This window comes from Burkholderia sp. BE12 (genome assembly GCF_002959955.1).
In the GTDB taxonomy this organism is placed as follows: Bacteria; Pseudomonadota; Gammaproteobacteria; order Burkholderiales; family Burkholderiaceae; genus Burkholderia.
In genome coordinates, this window is sequence record NZ_PREY01000013.1 from 146,852 (window position 1) to 160,815 (window position 13,964).

General features: G+C 69.6%; 15 protein-coding genes. 12 read left to right on the forward strand and 3 right to left on the reverse strand.

What is annotated here, in order from left to right; genetic code table 11:
- The first annotated feature begins 2 nt into the window (after window positions 1-2).
- Window positions 3-1,493 carry a type II secretion system ATPase GspE gene (gspE, locus tag C4B30_RS16950; RefSeq protein WP_325047945.1) on the forward strand — a complete coding sequence of 497 codons (1,491 nt, stop codon included), beginning with the start codon at window positions 3-5 and terminating at the stop codon, window positions 1,491-1,493.
- A 4-nt stretch (window positions 1,494-1,497) separates the two neighbouring features.
- Complete coding sequence (gene gspF, locus C4B30_RS16955) at window positions 1,498-2,715, forward strand: type II secretion system inner membrane protein GspF (RefSeq protein ID WP_105132732.1); 1,218 nt, start codon at window positions 1,498-1,500, stop codon at window positions 2,713-2,715.
- 31 nt (window positions 2,716-2,746) lie between these two features.
- On the opposite strand, the gene C4B30_RS16960 is transcribed toward gspF, so the two are convergent.
- Window positions 2,747-3,157 (reverse strand): type II secretion system protein N, encoded by a 411-nt coding sequence (locus tag C4B30_RS16960; protein WP_105132733.1) that lies wholly within the window; start codon window positions 3,155-3,157, stop codon window positions 2,747-2,749.
- A 175-nt stretch (window positions 3,158-3,332) separates the two neighbouring features.
- Here C4B30_RS16960 and gspG point away from each other — a divergent pair, with 175 nt between their 5' ends.
- The 8 genes from gspG to gspN are packed head-to-tail and all read left to right on the forward strand — an operon-like array spanning window position 3,333 to window position 9,319.
- On the forward strand, window positions 3,333-3,785 hold the full coding sequence (gene gspG, locus C4B30_RS16965) for a type II secretion system major pseudopilin GspG (protein ID WP_027783126.1): 453 nt from the start codon (window positions 3,333-3,335) through the stop codon (window positions 3,783-3,785).
- Between the two features lie 38 nt (window positions 3,786-3,823).
- Window positions 3,824-4,393: a GspH/FimT family pseudopilin gene (locus tag C4B30_RS16970; protein ID WP_105132734.1), complete on the forward strand. Its 570-nt coding sequence runs from the start codon at window positions 3,824-3,826 to the stop codon at window positions 4,391-4,393.
- 2 nt (window positions 4,394-4,395) lie between these two features.
- Window positions 4,396-4,797, forward strand: a complete 402-nt coding sequence (gspI, locus tag C4B30_RS16975) for a type II secretion system minor pseudopilin GspI (RefSeq protein ID WP_027783124.1) — start codon at window positions 4,396-4,398, stop codon at window positions 4,795-4,797.
- Window positions 4,775-5,473: a PulJ/GspJ family protein gene (locus C4B30_RS16980; protein WP_105132735.1), complete on the forward strand. Its 699-nt coding sequence runs from the start codon at window positions 4,775-4,777 to the stop codon at window positions 5,471-5,473. The genes gspI and C4B30_RS16980 overlap by 23 nt, the downstream gene beginning before the upstream one ends.
- Window positions 5,474-5,475: 2 nt before the next feature.
- Window positions 5,476-6,585 (forward strand): type II secretion system minor pseudopilin GspK, encoded by a 1,110-nt coding sequence (gene gspK, locus C4B30_RS16985; RefSeq protein ID WP_027783122.1) that lies wholly within the window; start codon window positions 5,476-5,478, stop codon window positions 6,583-6,585.
- A 26-nt stretch (window positions 6,586-6,611) separates the two neighbouring features.
- A complete protein-coding gene (gene gspL, locus C4B30_RS16990) occupies window positions 6,612-7,991 on the forward strand; it encodes a type II secretion system protein GspL (protein WP_105132736.1) in 1,380 nt (459 codons plus the stop codon).
- Complete coding sequence (gspM, locus tag C4B30_RS16995) at window positions 7,988-8,494, forward strand: type II secretion system protein GspM (protein WP_027783121.1); 507 nt, start codon at window positions 7,988-7,990, stop codon at window positions 8,492-8,494. Before gspL ends, gspM begins: the two co-directional genes overlap by 4 nt.
- Before the next feature lie 36 nt (window positions 8,495-8,530).
- The gene (gene gspN, locus C4B30_RS17000; RefSeq protein WP_105132758.1) at window positions 8,531-9,319 is read left to right on the forward strand and encodes a type II secretion system protein N; all 789 of its coding nucleotides are present in this window, start codon (window positions 8,531-8,533) and stop codon (window positions 9,317-9,319) included.
- Between the two features lie 25 nt (window positions 9,320-9,344).
- Here gspN and C4B30_RS17005 read toward each other — a convergent pair whose 3' ends face one another.
- Together C4B30_RS17005 and C4B30_RS17010 are read right to left on the reverse strand one after the other, a co-directional pair.
- On the reverse strand, window positions 9,345-10,916 hold the full coding sequence (locus C4B30_RS17005) for an efflux transporter outer membrane subunit (protein WP_105132737.1): 1,572 nt from the start codon (window positions 10,914-10,916) through the stop codon (window positions 9,345-9,347).
- A gap of 281 nt (window positions 10,917-11,197) precedes the next feature.
- A complete protein-coding gene (locus C4B30_RS17010) occupies window positions 11,198-11,479 on the reverse strand; it encodes a multidrug ABC transporter ATPase (protein ID WP_105132759.1) in 282 nt (93 codons plus the stop codon).
- Window positions 11,480-11,653: 174 nt separating this feature from the next.
- Here C4B30_RS17010 and C4B30_RS17015 point away from each other — a divergent pair, with 174 nt between their 5' ends.
- Both C4B30_RS17015 and C4B30_RS17020 read left to right on the forward strand, forming a co-directional pair.
- Window positions 11,654-12,142: a MarR family winged helix-turn-helix transcriptional regulator gene (locus C4B30_RS17015; RefSeq protein ID WP_089499368.1), complete on the forward strand. Its 489-nt coding sequence runs from the start codon at window positions 11,654-11,656 to the stop codon at window positions 12,140-12,142.
- Between the two features lie 179 nt (window positions 12,143-12,321).
- A complete protein-coding gene (locus C4B30_RS17020; RefSeq protein ID WP_027783116.1) occupies window positions 12,322-13,884 on the forward strand; it encodes a DHA2 family efflux MFS transporter permease subunit in 1,563 nt (520 codons plus the stop codon).
- Window positions 13,885-13,964 lie beyond the last annotated feature (80 nt).

The window sequence follows — 13,964 nt, forward strand, 5'->3', positions numbered from 1 at the left end:
ACGTGCTCGCGTCTTCCACTCACGACGGCGCGCCGGGCGAACGCCAGCCGCCGTCGCCGCTCGCCGCTCGCCTGCTGCCGTACGGCTTCGCGAAGAGCGGCCAGGTGCTGATCGCGCATCAGCTCGACGACACGCTCGAGGTGTGGATCAGCGAACGCACGAGCGATGCCGCGCTCGCGGAAATCGCGCGCAACTTCGGCTCGATCGCCGTGCATCGCGTGCCGGCCGACGAGCTCGCGCAGGCGATCAACCAGGCCTACGCGCGCCAGGACGGCAGCGCCGCGCAGGTGGTCGGCGAGGTCGAAGGCGAAGTCGACCTGTCGCGGCTGATGCAGGACATCCCCGAGGTCGAGGATCTGCTCGAATCGGAAGACGACGCGCCGATCATCCGGATGATCAACGCGCTGCTCACGCAAGCGGCGCGCGAACAGGCGTCGGACATTCACATCGAGCCGTTCGAGAATGCGTCGGTCGTGCGCTTTCGCGTCGACGGCACGCTGCGCGACGTCGTGCGCCCGAAGAAGGCGCTGCATGGCGCGCTGATCTCGCGGATCAAGATCATGGCGCAGCTCGACATCGCGGAGAAGCGCCTGCCGCAGGACGGCCGTATCACGCTGCGCGTCGGCGGCCGGCCGGTCGACGTGCGCGTGTCGACGCTGCCGACCGGGCACGGCGAGCGCGCGGTGCTGCGTCTGCTGGAAAAGGATGCGGCGCGCCTGAACCTCGAAGCGCTCGGGATGGGTCGCGACACGCTCGTCCAGTTCGACAAGCTGATCGCGCGCCCGCACGGCATCGTGCTCGTCACGGGCCCGACCGGTTCGGGCAAGACGACCACGCTGTACGCGTCGATGTCGCGGCTCGAAACCGCGACGACCAACATCATGACCGTCGAGGACCCGATCGAATACGACCTGTCCGGCATCGGCCAGACGCAGGTGAACGAGCGGATCGGGATGACCTTCGCCCGCGCGCTGCGCTCGATCCTGCGCCAGGACCCGGACGTGATCATGATCGGCGAAATCCGCGACCTCGAAACCGCGCAGATCGCGGTGCAGGCATCGCTGACGGGCCACCTCGTGCTCGCGACGCTGCACACGAACGATGCGGCGTCCGCCGTCACGCGTCTGACCGACATGGGCGTCGAGCCGTACCTGCTCGCGTCGTCGCTGCTCGGCGTGCTCGCGCAGCGCCTCGTGCGCCAGCTCTGCCCCGTCTGCAAGGAAGAGCGGCACGAGGAAGGCCGCACCGTGTGGCATCCGGTCGGCTGCGACAAGTGCGGGTATTCGGGCTACTCGGGCCGGCGCGGCGTCTACGAACTGCTGCTGGTCGACGATTCGATCCGCGCGCTGATTCACCGCAACGCGGCCGATGCCGAGATTCTGGCCGCCGGCCGTGCGGAAGGGATGCGCACGCTGCGCGACGACGCCGAGCGCTGGCTCGCGTCGGGGGCGACGTCGCTCGAGGAAGTGCTGCGCGTGACGGGAGGCGCATAGCCCGATGCCGGCATTCCGTTTCGAAGCCATCGATTCGGCGGGACGCGCGCAGAAAGGCGTGATCGATGCCGACAGCGCACGCGCCGCGCGCGGCCAGCTGCGCACGCAGGGGCTCACCCCGCTCGCCGTCGAGCCGGCCGCGAGCGCGAAGCGCGGCGCGCGTTCGCAGCGGCTCGCGTTCGGCCGCAAGCTGTCGCAGCGCGAACAGGCGATCCTCACGCGCCAGCTCGCGAGCCTGCTAATCGCGGGGCTGCCGCTCGACGAGGCGCTCGGCGTGCTGACCGAGCAGGCCGAGCGCGACTACATCCGCGAACTGATGGCCGCGATCCGCGCGGAAGTGCTCGGCGGCCATTCGCTCGCGAATGCGCTGGGTCAGCATCCGCGCGATTTTCCGGAAATCTATCGCGCGCTGGTCGCGGCCGGCGAGCACACCGGCAAGCTCGGCATCGTGCTGTCGCGCCTCGCCGACTACATCGAGCAGAGCAATGCGCTGAAGCAGAAGATCCTGCTGGCGTTCACGTATCCGGGCATCGTCACGCTGATCGCGTTCGGCATCGTCACTTTCCTGCTGAGCTATGTCGTGCCGCAGGTCGTCAACGTGTTCGCGAGCACGAAGCAGCAGTTGCCGATCCTCACGGTCGTGATGATGGCGCTGTCGGAATTCGTGCGGCACTGGTGGTGGGCGATGCTGATCGCGGTCGCGCTCGTCGTGTGGTTCGTGAAGGCGACGCTGTCGCGCGCCGGGCCGCGGCTCGCATTCGATCGCTGGGTGCTGACCGCGCCGCTTGCGGGCAAGCTCGTGCGCGGCTACAACACGGTGCGCTTCGCGAGCACGCTCGGCATTCTCACCGCGGCCGGCGTGCCGATCCTGCGCGCGTTGCAGGCGGCCGGCGAGACGCTGTCGAACCGCGCGATGCGCGCGAACATCGACGACGCGATCGTGCGCGTGCGCGAGGGCTCCGCGCTGTCGCGCGCGCTGAACAACGTGAAGACGTTTCCGCCGGTGCTCGTGCACCTGATTCGTTCGGGCGAAGCGACGGGCGACGTGACGACGATGCTGGATCGCGCGGCCGAAGGCGAAGCGCGCGAGCTCGAACGCCGCACGATGTTCCTGACGAGCCTGCTGGAGCCGCTGTTGATCCTCGCGATGGGCGGCATCGTGCTCGTGATCGTGCTGGCCGTGATGCTGCCGATCATCGAGCTGAACAACATGGTGCAGTGACGCGACGGCCCGCGTGCCGGGCCGCCGCCGTTCAGCGCATGTAGATCGCGGGGGACGGCGTGTTGGCCGGGAGCTGGACTTCGGCGCGGGCGCCGTTGCGGTCGACGATGATCGAGCGCGGGCGTACTTCGGCGAGCTTCGCGCCGGGCGTGACGTCCGCGCCGAGCGACACGGCGCGCGGCGGTTCGCCGCCGACGCCGACGATCGCCGCGCCGCCGTGATCGAGCGCGAGAATGCCGAACAGGTGGATGTCCTGAACGGGATTCTTGTCGAGCTGACCGCCGAAGAGCGCGGCGGCGTCCTCGGTGCGGATCGGCAGCCGCGCGGCGGCGGCGGGCAGCGGCGCTTCGCGGGCCGACAGCGTGACGACCCAGTAGGTGGCCGTCGCGCACAAACCCGCGAAGAGGGCGAGGGAAAGGATCCGGATCGAGAGCGCGTTCATGCGCGCTATTGTACGGATGTATATGAAATTTGCGTTGGGTGAAAGCCCTCGGCGATGCGCGCCTTACAATGCGTGCTCCGCGCCCGCGGGTCCGGAAGGTTGCTGTCAGGCAATCGTCCGGTGCGCCGGGTGCGTCACTCAATCGACGACATTTTTTGGAAAGAGGTAGTCAGTCATGCAAACGTGGATCACTCGCCGCAACGCGGCCGTGCGTCGTCAGCGCGGTTTCACGCTGATCGAGATCATGGTGGTGGTCGCAATCCTCGGGATCCTGGCGGCGCTGATCGTGCCGAAGATCATGAGCCGCCCGGACGAGGCGCGCCGCATCGCCGCGAAGCAGGACATCGGCACGATCATGCAGGCGCTCAAGCTGTACCGTCTGGACAACGGCCGCTATCCGACCCAGGAGCAGGGCCTGAACGCGCTGATCCAGAAGCCGACCACCGACCCGATCCCGAACAACTGGAAGGACGGCGGCTATCTCGAGCGCCTGCCGAACGATCCGTGGGGCAACGGGTACAAGTACCTGAACCCGGGCGTGCACGGCGAGATCGACGTGTTCAGCTACGGCGCCGACGGCAAGGAAGGCGGAGAGAGCAACGACTCCGACATCGGCTCGTGGCAATAAGCCGACGCTGATCGCCCGACGTTTCATCGCCGCTCTTCATGCTCGCAATGCGCACGACTTTCCGCTGCGGCCGCGACTGCCGTGTGCATCGCGGTGCGGTGCCGTCCGTACCGGCCGGTGCCGATGGCGGCTTGACGAAGCGCCGCGCGGCGCGGCGTCGCGCGCGCGGCTTCACGCTGCTCGAAATGCTGGTCGTGCTCGTGATCGCGGGGCTGCTCGTGTCGCTCGCGTCGCTGTCGCTGACGCGCAATCCGCGCACCGACCTGCGCGAGGAAGCGCAGCGCATCGCGCTGCTGTTCGAGACGGCCGGCGACGAAGCGCAGGTGCGCGCGCGGCCGATCGCGTGGCAGCCGACCGCGCACGGTTTCCGTTTCGACGTGAGTTCGCCCGACGGCTGGCGCACACTGCGCGACGACCTGCTGCGCCCGCGCGACTGGGACGGCGGCGTCACGGGCGCCGACATCGATTACCCGGGGTCGGACACGCACGCGAACCGCGTCGTGTTCGGCACCGAGAGCATCGACACGCCGGTGCGCGTGACGCTGCATTCGGCCGCCGGCAGCGCGACGATCGTCGGCACCGGCAACGGCCGCTACGAGGTGCAATGACGATGCGTCGTCGCCTGCCCTTCCCCGTTTCTTCATCCCGCGGCTTCACGATGATCGAGGTGCTGGTCGCGCTCGCGATCATCGCGGTTGCGCTCGCCGCGTCGATCCGCGCGGTCGGCACGATGGCGACCAACGCGTCCGACCTGCATCGCCGGCTGCTCGCCGGCTGGAGCGCCGACAACGCGCTCGCGCAGTTGCGCCTCACGCATGCGTGGCCGGAGGTCGGCGAGCAGAGTTTCGACTGCCCGCAAGGCAACGTGCAGCTCGTCTGCACGCAGCGCGTGAGCACGACACCGAACCCGGTGTTCCGGCGCGTGCGGATTTCGGTGAGCATGCCCGGCCACGCCGGCGTGCTCGCGCAGATGGTGACGGTGGTCGCGAATGAAACCAGCCGTCCGCTCTGACGCGCCGATGCGCCGCCCATCCGCCTCCCCGGCCCGCCCGGCCCGCGGCTTCACGCTGATCGAGCTGATGATCGCGATCGCGATTCTCGCGGTGGTCGCGATCCTCGCGTGGCGCGGGCTCGACCAGATCATGCGCGGTCGCGACAAGGTCGCGTCCGCCATGGAAGACGAGCGCGTGTTCGCGCAGATGTTCGACCAGATGCGCATCGACGCGCGGCTCGCCGCGACCGACGACGAGGCCGGCCAGCCGGCGATCGGCGTCGCCGGCAATACGCTGCAGATCGTGCGCGAACTCGACGTGCCGGGCGTCGCGCCGCGGCTGCAGGTGGTCCGCTACCGGATCGCCGGCGGCCGCGTCGTGCGCTACGCATCGCCGCCGATCGACGACACGAACCGGCTGCGCACCCTGCTGAAGGACAGCAGCGTCGAAGGCTGGAGCTGGGTCGCGCTGATGGGCGGCGTCGGCGCGATCGACGCGAAGCTGTACGTGCCGCGCGTGGGCTGGACCACCAACCTGCAGACGGCCGACGAAGCGCTCGCGCAGAACAACGACGCGCTCAAGGTGCCGCAGATCGGCAACGCGCCGCCCGCGCGCGCGGTGACCGGGCTGCAGGTCAGCATCGGCGCGACGTCGCTGCGCGTGCCGGTCACGCGCATCTTCCTCGTCGGGGAATGACGATGCGTGCGCGCCCTGCCCGCCGAATGCCTGCCCGCCGCCAGCGCGGCGCCGCGATCATCACCGCGCTGCTCGTGGTCGCGCTGTCGGCGATCCTGGTATCGGGGATGCTGTGGCGCCAGCAGGTGCAGATCCGCCGCATCGAGAACCAGCGCACGATCGCGCAGGCGCAGTGGGTCGCGCGCGGCGCGCTCGACTGGACCCGGATGATCCTGCGCTCCGAAGGCGACACGGCGCCCGGCATCACGTATCTCGGCGGGATCTGGGGCGTACCGATCGCGAAGACGAAGCTGTCGGATTTCCTCGGCAGGATCGGCGCGCCCAACGACAGCGGCGGCGAAGACACCTATATCTCCGGCTCGATCGAGGACGCGCAGGCGAAGTTCAACCTGCGCAACCTCGTGTCGTCGCCGGCGCCCGGCGTGCTGCAGTTGAACGTCACGCAGATGCAGGCGTTCCAGCGCCTGCTGACGACGCTCGGCTACGACAGCGCGTTCGCGAAGCGCATCGCGCTGCAGGTGCGGGCGGGCCTGCTGCATTCGGCCACGCGGTTCCAGATGCCGAACCTGCCCGGCGGCGGCGGGACCGCCGCGAACGCCGCGACCGCACCGGTGACGAGCGGCGACATGCAGGGCAGCGGCTTCACCGACGATCCCGGGATGTCCGGCGGGGACCGCGGGCCCGCGCCGCTGATGATGACGCGTGTCGACAGCCTGCTCGACGTCGACGGCGTGACACCCGAGATGGTCGCGCGGCTGCGCCCGTTCGTCACCGTGCTGCCGACCACGACGCCCGTGAACATGAACACCGCGCCGGCCGAAGTGATCGCGGCGCTGGTGCCGGGGATGAGCGTGTCGTCCGCGCAGGCGCTCGTGTCGCGCCGCGAGACCGTGTTTTTTCGGAACGTCGGCGACGTGCAGCTCGCGCTGCGCGGCGCCGGCGCGCCGCCGAACGTGACGATCGACTCGAGCCTCGTCGACGTCAATTCGAGCTATTTCATCGTGCATGGCCGGATCCAGCACGAACGCGCGGAGGTCGACCGCACCTCGCTCGTGTATCGTGATCCGACCACGCACTCGACGCGGGTCGTGCGTATCCGCGACCAGCTATAACGACGCCAATCGGGAGAGGAGCTCTTGTGAGCACGTTGATTGTTTCTTTGCCGCCGCGCGAGCCTGCCGTGCCGTTGCAGGAATGGCAGTGGCCCGAGCTGCCGTTCACGCTCGTCGACAAGGCCGGCCAGGTGCAGCGCGCGGGCCGCGCCGCGCTGGCGCTGCTGCCGCGGGCGAGCGCGACGGTGCTGATCGTCGCCGCGCGCGACGTGCTGCTGCTGGCCGCGACCGTGCCGCCGCTGAAGGGGCCGAAGCTGCGCCAGGCGCTGCCCAACATCGTCGAGGATCAGCTGATCCAGGATCCGCTCGGCTGCCACATCGCGCTCGACCCGGCCGCGCTGCCCGACGGGCGCCGCGTGCTGGCCGTCGTCGATCGCGCGTGGTTCCGCACGATCTGCGATGCGTTCGCGGCGGCCGGCCACCGGCACCTGAGCGCGGTGCCCGCGACCCGCTGCCTGCCGGCGCCGCGCGCGCCGGCCGAAGCGGCATCCGCCGTGCTGGCCGACGGCGAGGCCATCGACGCCGCCCCGCTTGCCGCGGTCGCGGCCGTGGCCGCGCCGCCTGCCCGCCCGGCGACGGTCGCCGCGGTGCTCGGGCTTGCGACGGCGGTCGAACCGGTGCTCGTCGAAGCCGGCGCGCTGCCGGCGGCGGCCGGTGCGCCGCGCCTCGAGCTGGCGGTCGCGCGCGGCGCGCTCGGCGAAGGTTTCGCGGCGCCCGCGTCGCGCGCGGCCGGCACGCTGGCCGCGCTCGCCGGCGGCGGCGACATCGAACTGTACGAACTCGGCGAACCGGGCGCGGAGCCGCGGCTCGCGTCGGTCAGCCGCACCGACGGTCCGCTGCTGCCGGGCGCCGCGCCGCTGTCGTTCGACACGTTCGCGCGCCGGGCGCTGACCGAGCCGTTCGATCTGTGCCAGTTCGAATTCGAATCGCAGCCGTGGCGCTTCGACCGCGCGACGGTGAAGCGTCTGCGCGTGCCGATCGCGCTTGCCGCGGCGACGCTCGGCGTCGCGGTGGTCGGGATGAACCTGCACTGGTGGAAGCTGTCGCGCGAGCGCGATGCGCTGTCCGCGCAGATCACCGAGACGCTGCTGTCCGCGTTCCCGAAGACGACCACCGTGCTCGACCCGCCCGCGCAGATGCAGCGTCAGCTCGACCAGTTGCGCCTCGCGGCCGGCGAGCTGTCGCCGAACGATTTCCTCGCGCTGTCGAGCGGCTTGTCGCGCTCGATGGGCGCGCTGCCGCTGAACGGCATCGCATCGCTCGACTATCACGACCGGCGGCTCGACGTCGGCTTCAAGCCGGAGGTCAAGGTCGATCCCGATTTCACGCAGCGCCTCGCGCGTAACGGACTGTCCGGCGAAGTCGACAGCAACACGGGCAAATGGACGATCCGGAGCCGCTCATGAAAACCGAACAACTGAACCAGACGCTGGCCCAGTTCTGGGGCGAGCGCTCGCCGCGTGAGAAGACGCTGCTCGGCTGGGGCGGCGCCGTGCTGGCGGTCACGATCGCGTATTCGGTGCTGTGGTCGCCCGCTCAGGAAGGCCGCGCGCGGATCCAGCGCGAACTGCCGACGATGCGTCACGAACTCGCGCAGATGACCGCGCAGGCGAACGAGGCGAAGTCGCTGACGGCCGCCGCACAGGGCGTCGCGCCGACCGGCCTCGCGCTGAAGGACGCGCTCACCGCGTCGCTGTCCGATCACGGGTTGCAGGGCGCGCAGGTGCAGATCGTCGGCAACGGCGTGCAGATCCAGATGAAGAACGTGTCGTTCCCGGCATGGACCCAGTGGCTCGACGATGCGCGCCGGCAGTTCAAGGTGCAGGTCGGCGAAGCGCACGCCACGGCGCTGAAGGACGACGGCCAGGTGGACCTGACGGCCGTGATGCAACCTTCCGTCCAGAAATAGATGACGGCAGTGGATGACGCAAACGAAGGCCGGCCGATGCGGCCGTGGGCAAGGTGGCTCGTCGCCGTGTTGCCGTGGGTGCTGGCGGGCGGCCTGGCGACGGCGGTGACGCTCGTCGCGCTCGCGCCGGCCGCGTGGATCGCGCCGCAGTTCGCGCGTGCGACCGGCGGCCACGTGAATCTCGTCGATCCGGACGGGTCGCTGTGGCACGGCTCGGGCACGCTGATGCTCGCGCCCGGCGCCGATCAGAGCGCGGCGACGCTGCTGCCGGGCCGGGTCGAATGGACCACGCGCTTCTGGCCGCTGCTGACCGGACGCGTGCAGATGCGCATGCGGCAGACGGAAGCGATGCCCGATGCGGTCACGCTCGATGCGACGTGGCGCGGCGCGGTGCTGTCGGCGGGCACGATGGCCGTGCCCGCATCGCTGCTCGCGGGGCTCGGCACGCCGTTCAACACGCTCGACCTGCAGGGCGACGTGCGGCTCGGCTGGAGCGACTGGCGGCTGTTCGGCAACAACGCGTTCGGCCAGTTGACGGTGACGATCGATTCGATGAGTTCGCGCGTGTCGCGCGTGAAACCGCTCGGTTCGTACCGGGCGGTATTGCAGGCGAAGGGTGTGGGCGCCGATCTCGATCTATCGACGGCGCAGGGCCCGCTGTTCCTCGACGGGCACGGCAGCTTCGGCCCCGGCCAGGGCGCGTTCCGCGGGACCGCGCATGCGGCGCCCGAGCAGCAGGCGAACCTCGCCGGGCTGTTGAACCTGCTTGGGCACCCGATCGGCAACAACCAGGTGTCGCTGATCTTCGGCGACGCGCAGCGCTGAACGCGCGCGTCGCCCGCTTCCCTTCCTACTTCTGCACGAGCGACGCGGCGGCCGACGGTACGGTGGCCGCGGGCGCGGCCGCACCGGACGCCGGCAAAGGCGCCGGCGCGGCCATGTCGCCGTTCTCGCGCGCCATCTCCGATACGTTCCAGCCGCCGCCGAGTGCCTTCACGAGCCCGACCGACGACACCATCCGCTGGCCGGCGATCGTCGCGAGCTTCTGCTGGGCGGTGAACGCGGTGGTCTGCGCGGTCAGCACGTTCAGGTATGCGACCGTGCCGGCCTTGTACTGGTTCGTGACGATCGCGAGCGAGTGCTCGGCGCTGTCGACGGCCTGCCGCTGCACGTCGATTTCCTGCGCGAGAATGCGCTGCGACGCGAGGTTGTCCTCGACGTCCTGGAACGCGGTGAGCACCGCGAGGCGATAGGCGGCGACGTCCTGATCGTAGGTCGCGCGCGCGGCGTCGGTCTGCGCGGCGCGCAGACCCGCGTCGAACAGCGTGGCCGCGAGCTGCGGGCCGACCGTCCAGAAGCGCGCCGGCAACGTGAACAGCTGCGACCACACCGAACTCTGGAAGCCGCCGGTGGCCGACAGCGTGAGCGTGGGGAAGAACGCGGCGATCGCGACGCCGATCTGCTCGTTCGCGGCCGCCGCGCGGCGCTCGGCCGCCGCGATGTCGGGCCGGCGCTCGAGGATCGCGGACGGCACGTCGACCGGCGTGATCGGCGGCTCGGCCGCGAGCGGGTTCGGCGGCAGCGAGAAGGTCGACGCCGGTTCGCCGATCAGCGTCGCGATCGCATGCTCGTACTGCGCGCGGGCGACGCCATTGTCGATCTGCGCGGCCTGCGCGCTCTGCAACTGCGTCTGCGCTTGGATCACGTCCGCACGCGCGGCGACGCCCTGCGCGTACTGGTTCTGCGTGAGCTGCAGCGACCGTTCGTACGACTTCACGGTGTCGTCGAGCAGCTTTTGCAGCGCATCGGACGTGCGCAACTGGAAATAGGTTTGCGCGAGCAGCGCCTGCTGCGACAGCCGCGCGTTCGCGAGATCGGCCGCGGCGGCCGCTTCGCCGGCGCGCTGCGCGCTGACGGTGCGGCTCACCTTGCCCCACAGATCGGGTTCCCAACTGGCGTCGAGGCCGACGCTGTAGCTGTTGTTGATCGACCCCGTCGACCCGCTGCCGAAATTCGACGACGAGCCCGACGACAGCGAGGTGCGCGGCGTCCGCGCGCGCGAGCCCGATGCGGTCAGCCCGACGGTCGGGAAATACGCGGCGCGCGCCTCGGTGACGAGCGCGCGCGCCTGCCGGTAGGCGGCCGCCGATTGCGCGATGGTCTGGTTCGACGCGTTGAGTTTGCCGATCAGCGCATCGAGCTGCGGGTCGCCGTAGACCGTCCACCACGCGCCGCGGTCGGCGCGATCGGCGGGCTGCGCGACTTTCCAGCCGGCCGGCGCTTCCTTGAAGGCGGCGGGGATCGACGTGTCGGGCCGGTGATAGTCGGGCCCGACGGCGCAGCCGGCGAGCAGCACGGCCGTCGCAATGGCGACGGCGGCGCTCAGCGGGCGAACGGCGCGCGGGAGTGAGGTGTACGGCATGGTGGTTTTCCTGTCTGGGCGCGGCGACCGGCGGGCGGCGCCGCGCGGTGCGGTCGTCATGCCGCTGGCGGACAAATGGTAACTGACGGCGGGAAAGCTGCGCAGCCCTAAGGGTACGGTGCGCGGCGGGCCGGATGTGTTACCGGCGCGACCGGCCGGTTTACCGGCCATTACGGCTTGCTTGCGGGAAAACGGGCGTGCGAACGGGTGGATGACGCCGGCCGCGCGTGACGCGGCCGGCGATCAGGCCGGATAGTGTGGTGCGCGCAGGCGGTGCGGCGTCAGTGGCAGCGCACGGGCGCCGCGACGGGTTCGGCGGCCCGCCATGTCGACGGCTCCGTCGCGGCCGGCTGGCTCGTGCGGCGGACGCCGCCCTTCGCGTTGCGCTGCCGGCGATGATCGAACCACGCGAACCCGAGCGCCGCGAGCGAGCCGCCAGGCACGACCAGCATCGTCACGTACAGCGCGATTTTCCAGCCGCGGTGCGGCCCGGAAAACACATGATGAGCGGTATCGGTCAGGTTGCGGCGCAGCGCGCCGGCGGCATTTTTCAGGAACAGCATCGCGAACATCCTCGGGTGCCCGGCAGCGCGGGCCAATCGGTCAGAACATAGTCTCCGGCAGTGCAACATGCACGTCGTAACTGGTTGACTCAAATAATATTGACTAAGCAATCATTTTTCAAGATACTGGACGCGTTTTAACCCGAAACGCACTATTGCTGCGCGCGCAATCGTATGACCGGCGGCCTCTACGATCCCGAGAACATCGCGCTGGAAACGAGCCTCGGCTATTACCTGTCGAAGGCGAAGCAGGCGCTCGTCGAGCGGATGGATCGCGCGCTCGAGCCGCTCGACCTCACCGCGCAGCAGATCGGCGTGATCCTGCTGCTGTCGCGCGGCTACGCACGCACGCCGTTCGAACTGTCGCGCAAGATGTCGTACGACAGCGGTTCGATGACGCGCATGCTCGACCGGCTCGAACGCAAGGGGCTGATCGCGCGCACGCGCAGCGAGCAGGATCGCCGGATGATCGAGCTGACGCTGACCGAGCGCGGCGTCGAAGCCGCCCGCGCGTTGCCGTCGCTGGTCGCGACCGTGCTCAATGCGCAGCTCGAAGGCTTCTCGGCCGACGAACTCGCGACGCTCACCGGCCTGCTGCAGCGCTTCATCGCCAACGGGCTCGGTTCGACCGGCTGCCCGAAGCCCGACGAACCCGACTGCTGATGCGCGCGGAGTCCCCTCATGTCCAAGTTAAACACTCGCTTATTTCTCTGTCTGGGCAGAAAATGACGAGGCACGCGCTCCGCTTTTTCCCTTTTTCATTCCACCCGGCCGGGCCGCGCTGCATCGCGCGTCCGTGCGTTGTGCCGGCGCGTCGCGCGCGCCGCGTCTAGGAGATTCCGATGTCCGCCACCACGGCATCCGCCCCCTCCCCCGCTGCCGAACCCGCGCCGCTGACCGGCGGCGCGCTCGCGCTGCTGACCGTCGGGCTTGCGCTCGGCACCTTCATGGAAGTGCTCGACACGTCGATCGCGAACGTCGCGGTGCCGACCATCTCGGGCAGCCTCGGCGTCGCGACGAGCGAAGGCACGTGGGTGATTTCGTCGTACTCGGTCGCGTCCGCGATCGCGGTGCCGCTGACCGGCTGGCTCGCGCGCCGGGTCGGCGAGGTGCGGCTGTTCACGATGTCGGTGCTCGCGTTCACGATCGCGTCGGCGCTGTGCGGCCTCGCGACCAATTTCGAGACGCTGATCGCGTTCCGGCTGCTGCAGGGCCTCGTGTCGGGGCCGATGGTGCCGCTGTCGCAGACGATCCTGATGCGCAGCTACCCGCCCGCGAAACGCGGGCTCGCGCTCGGGCTATGGGCGATGACGGTGATCGTCGCGCCGATCTTCGGTCCGTTACTGGGCGGCTGGATCAGCGACAACTACACGTGGCCGTGGATCTTCTACATCAACCTGCCGATCGGCGTGTTCTCGGCGACCTGCGCGTACTTCCTGCTGCGCGGTCGCGAAACGAAGACGTCGAAACAGCGGATCGACGCGATCGGCCTCGCGCTGCTCGTGATCGGCGTGTCGTGCCTGCAGATGATGCTCGACCTCGGCAAGGACCGCGACTGGTTCAACTCGTCGTTCATCGTCGCGCTCGCGCTGATCGCGGTCGTGTCGCTCGCGTTCATGCTCGTGTGGGAGGCGACCGAGAAGGAGCCGGTGGTCGACCTCACGCTCTTCAAGGACCGCAACTTCGCGCTCGGCGCGCTGATCATCTCGTTCGGCTTCATGGCGTTCTTCGGCTCGGTCGTGATCTTCCCGCTGTGGCTGCAGACCGTGATGGGCTACACGGCCGGCAAGGCCGGCCTCGCGACCGCGCCGGTCGGGCTGCTCGCGCTCGTGCTGTCGCCGCTGATCGGCCGCAACATGCACCGGCTCGACCTGCGGATGGTCGCGAGCTTCGCGTTCATCGTGTTCGCGGGCGTGTCGCTGTGGAACGCGACGTTCACGCTCGACGTGCCGTTCAACCACGTGATCCTGCCGCGGCTCGTGCAGGGCATCGGCGTCGCGTGCTTCTTCGTGCCGATGACGACGATCACGCTGTCGAGCATCTCCGACGAGCGGCTCGCGAGCGCGTCGGGGCTGTCGAATTTCCTGCGCACGCTGTCCGGCGCGATCGGCACCGCGGCCAGCTCGACGTTCTGGGAGAACGACGCGATCTACCATCATGCGCGGCTGTCGGAGTCGGTGAGCGTCTACGCGCAGAACACGACCGACTACCAGGGCGCGCTCGCGCAGCTCGGCATCGTCGGGCAGACGGCCAATGCGCAACTCAATCAGCTCGTCACGCAGCAGGGCTTCATGATGGCGACCAACGACTTCTTCCACCTGTCGGCGGTGATGTTCATCGCGCTCGCGGCGCTCGTGTGGATCACGAAGCCGAAGAAGGGCGCGGGGCCGGCGATGGGGCATTGACGGTCGGGCGCGGCCAGGCCTGTCGGCAGGCGACCGCGGTGTTGCGGACATGCACCATATGAACTAAGCTAAGGTTGTAC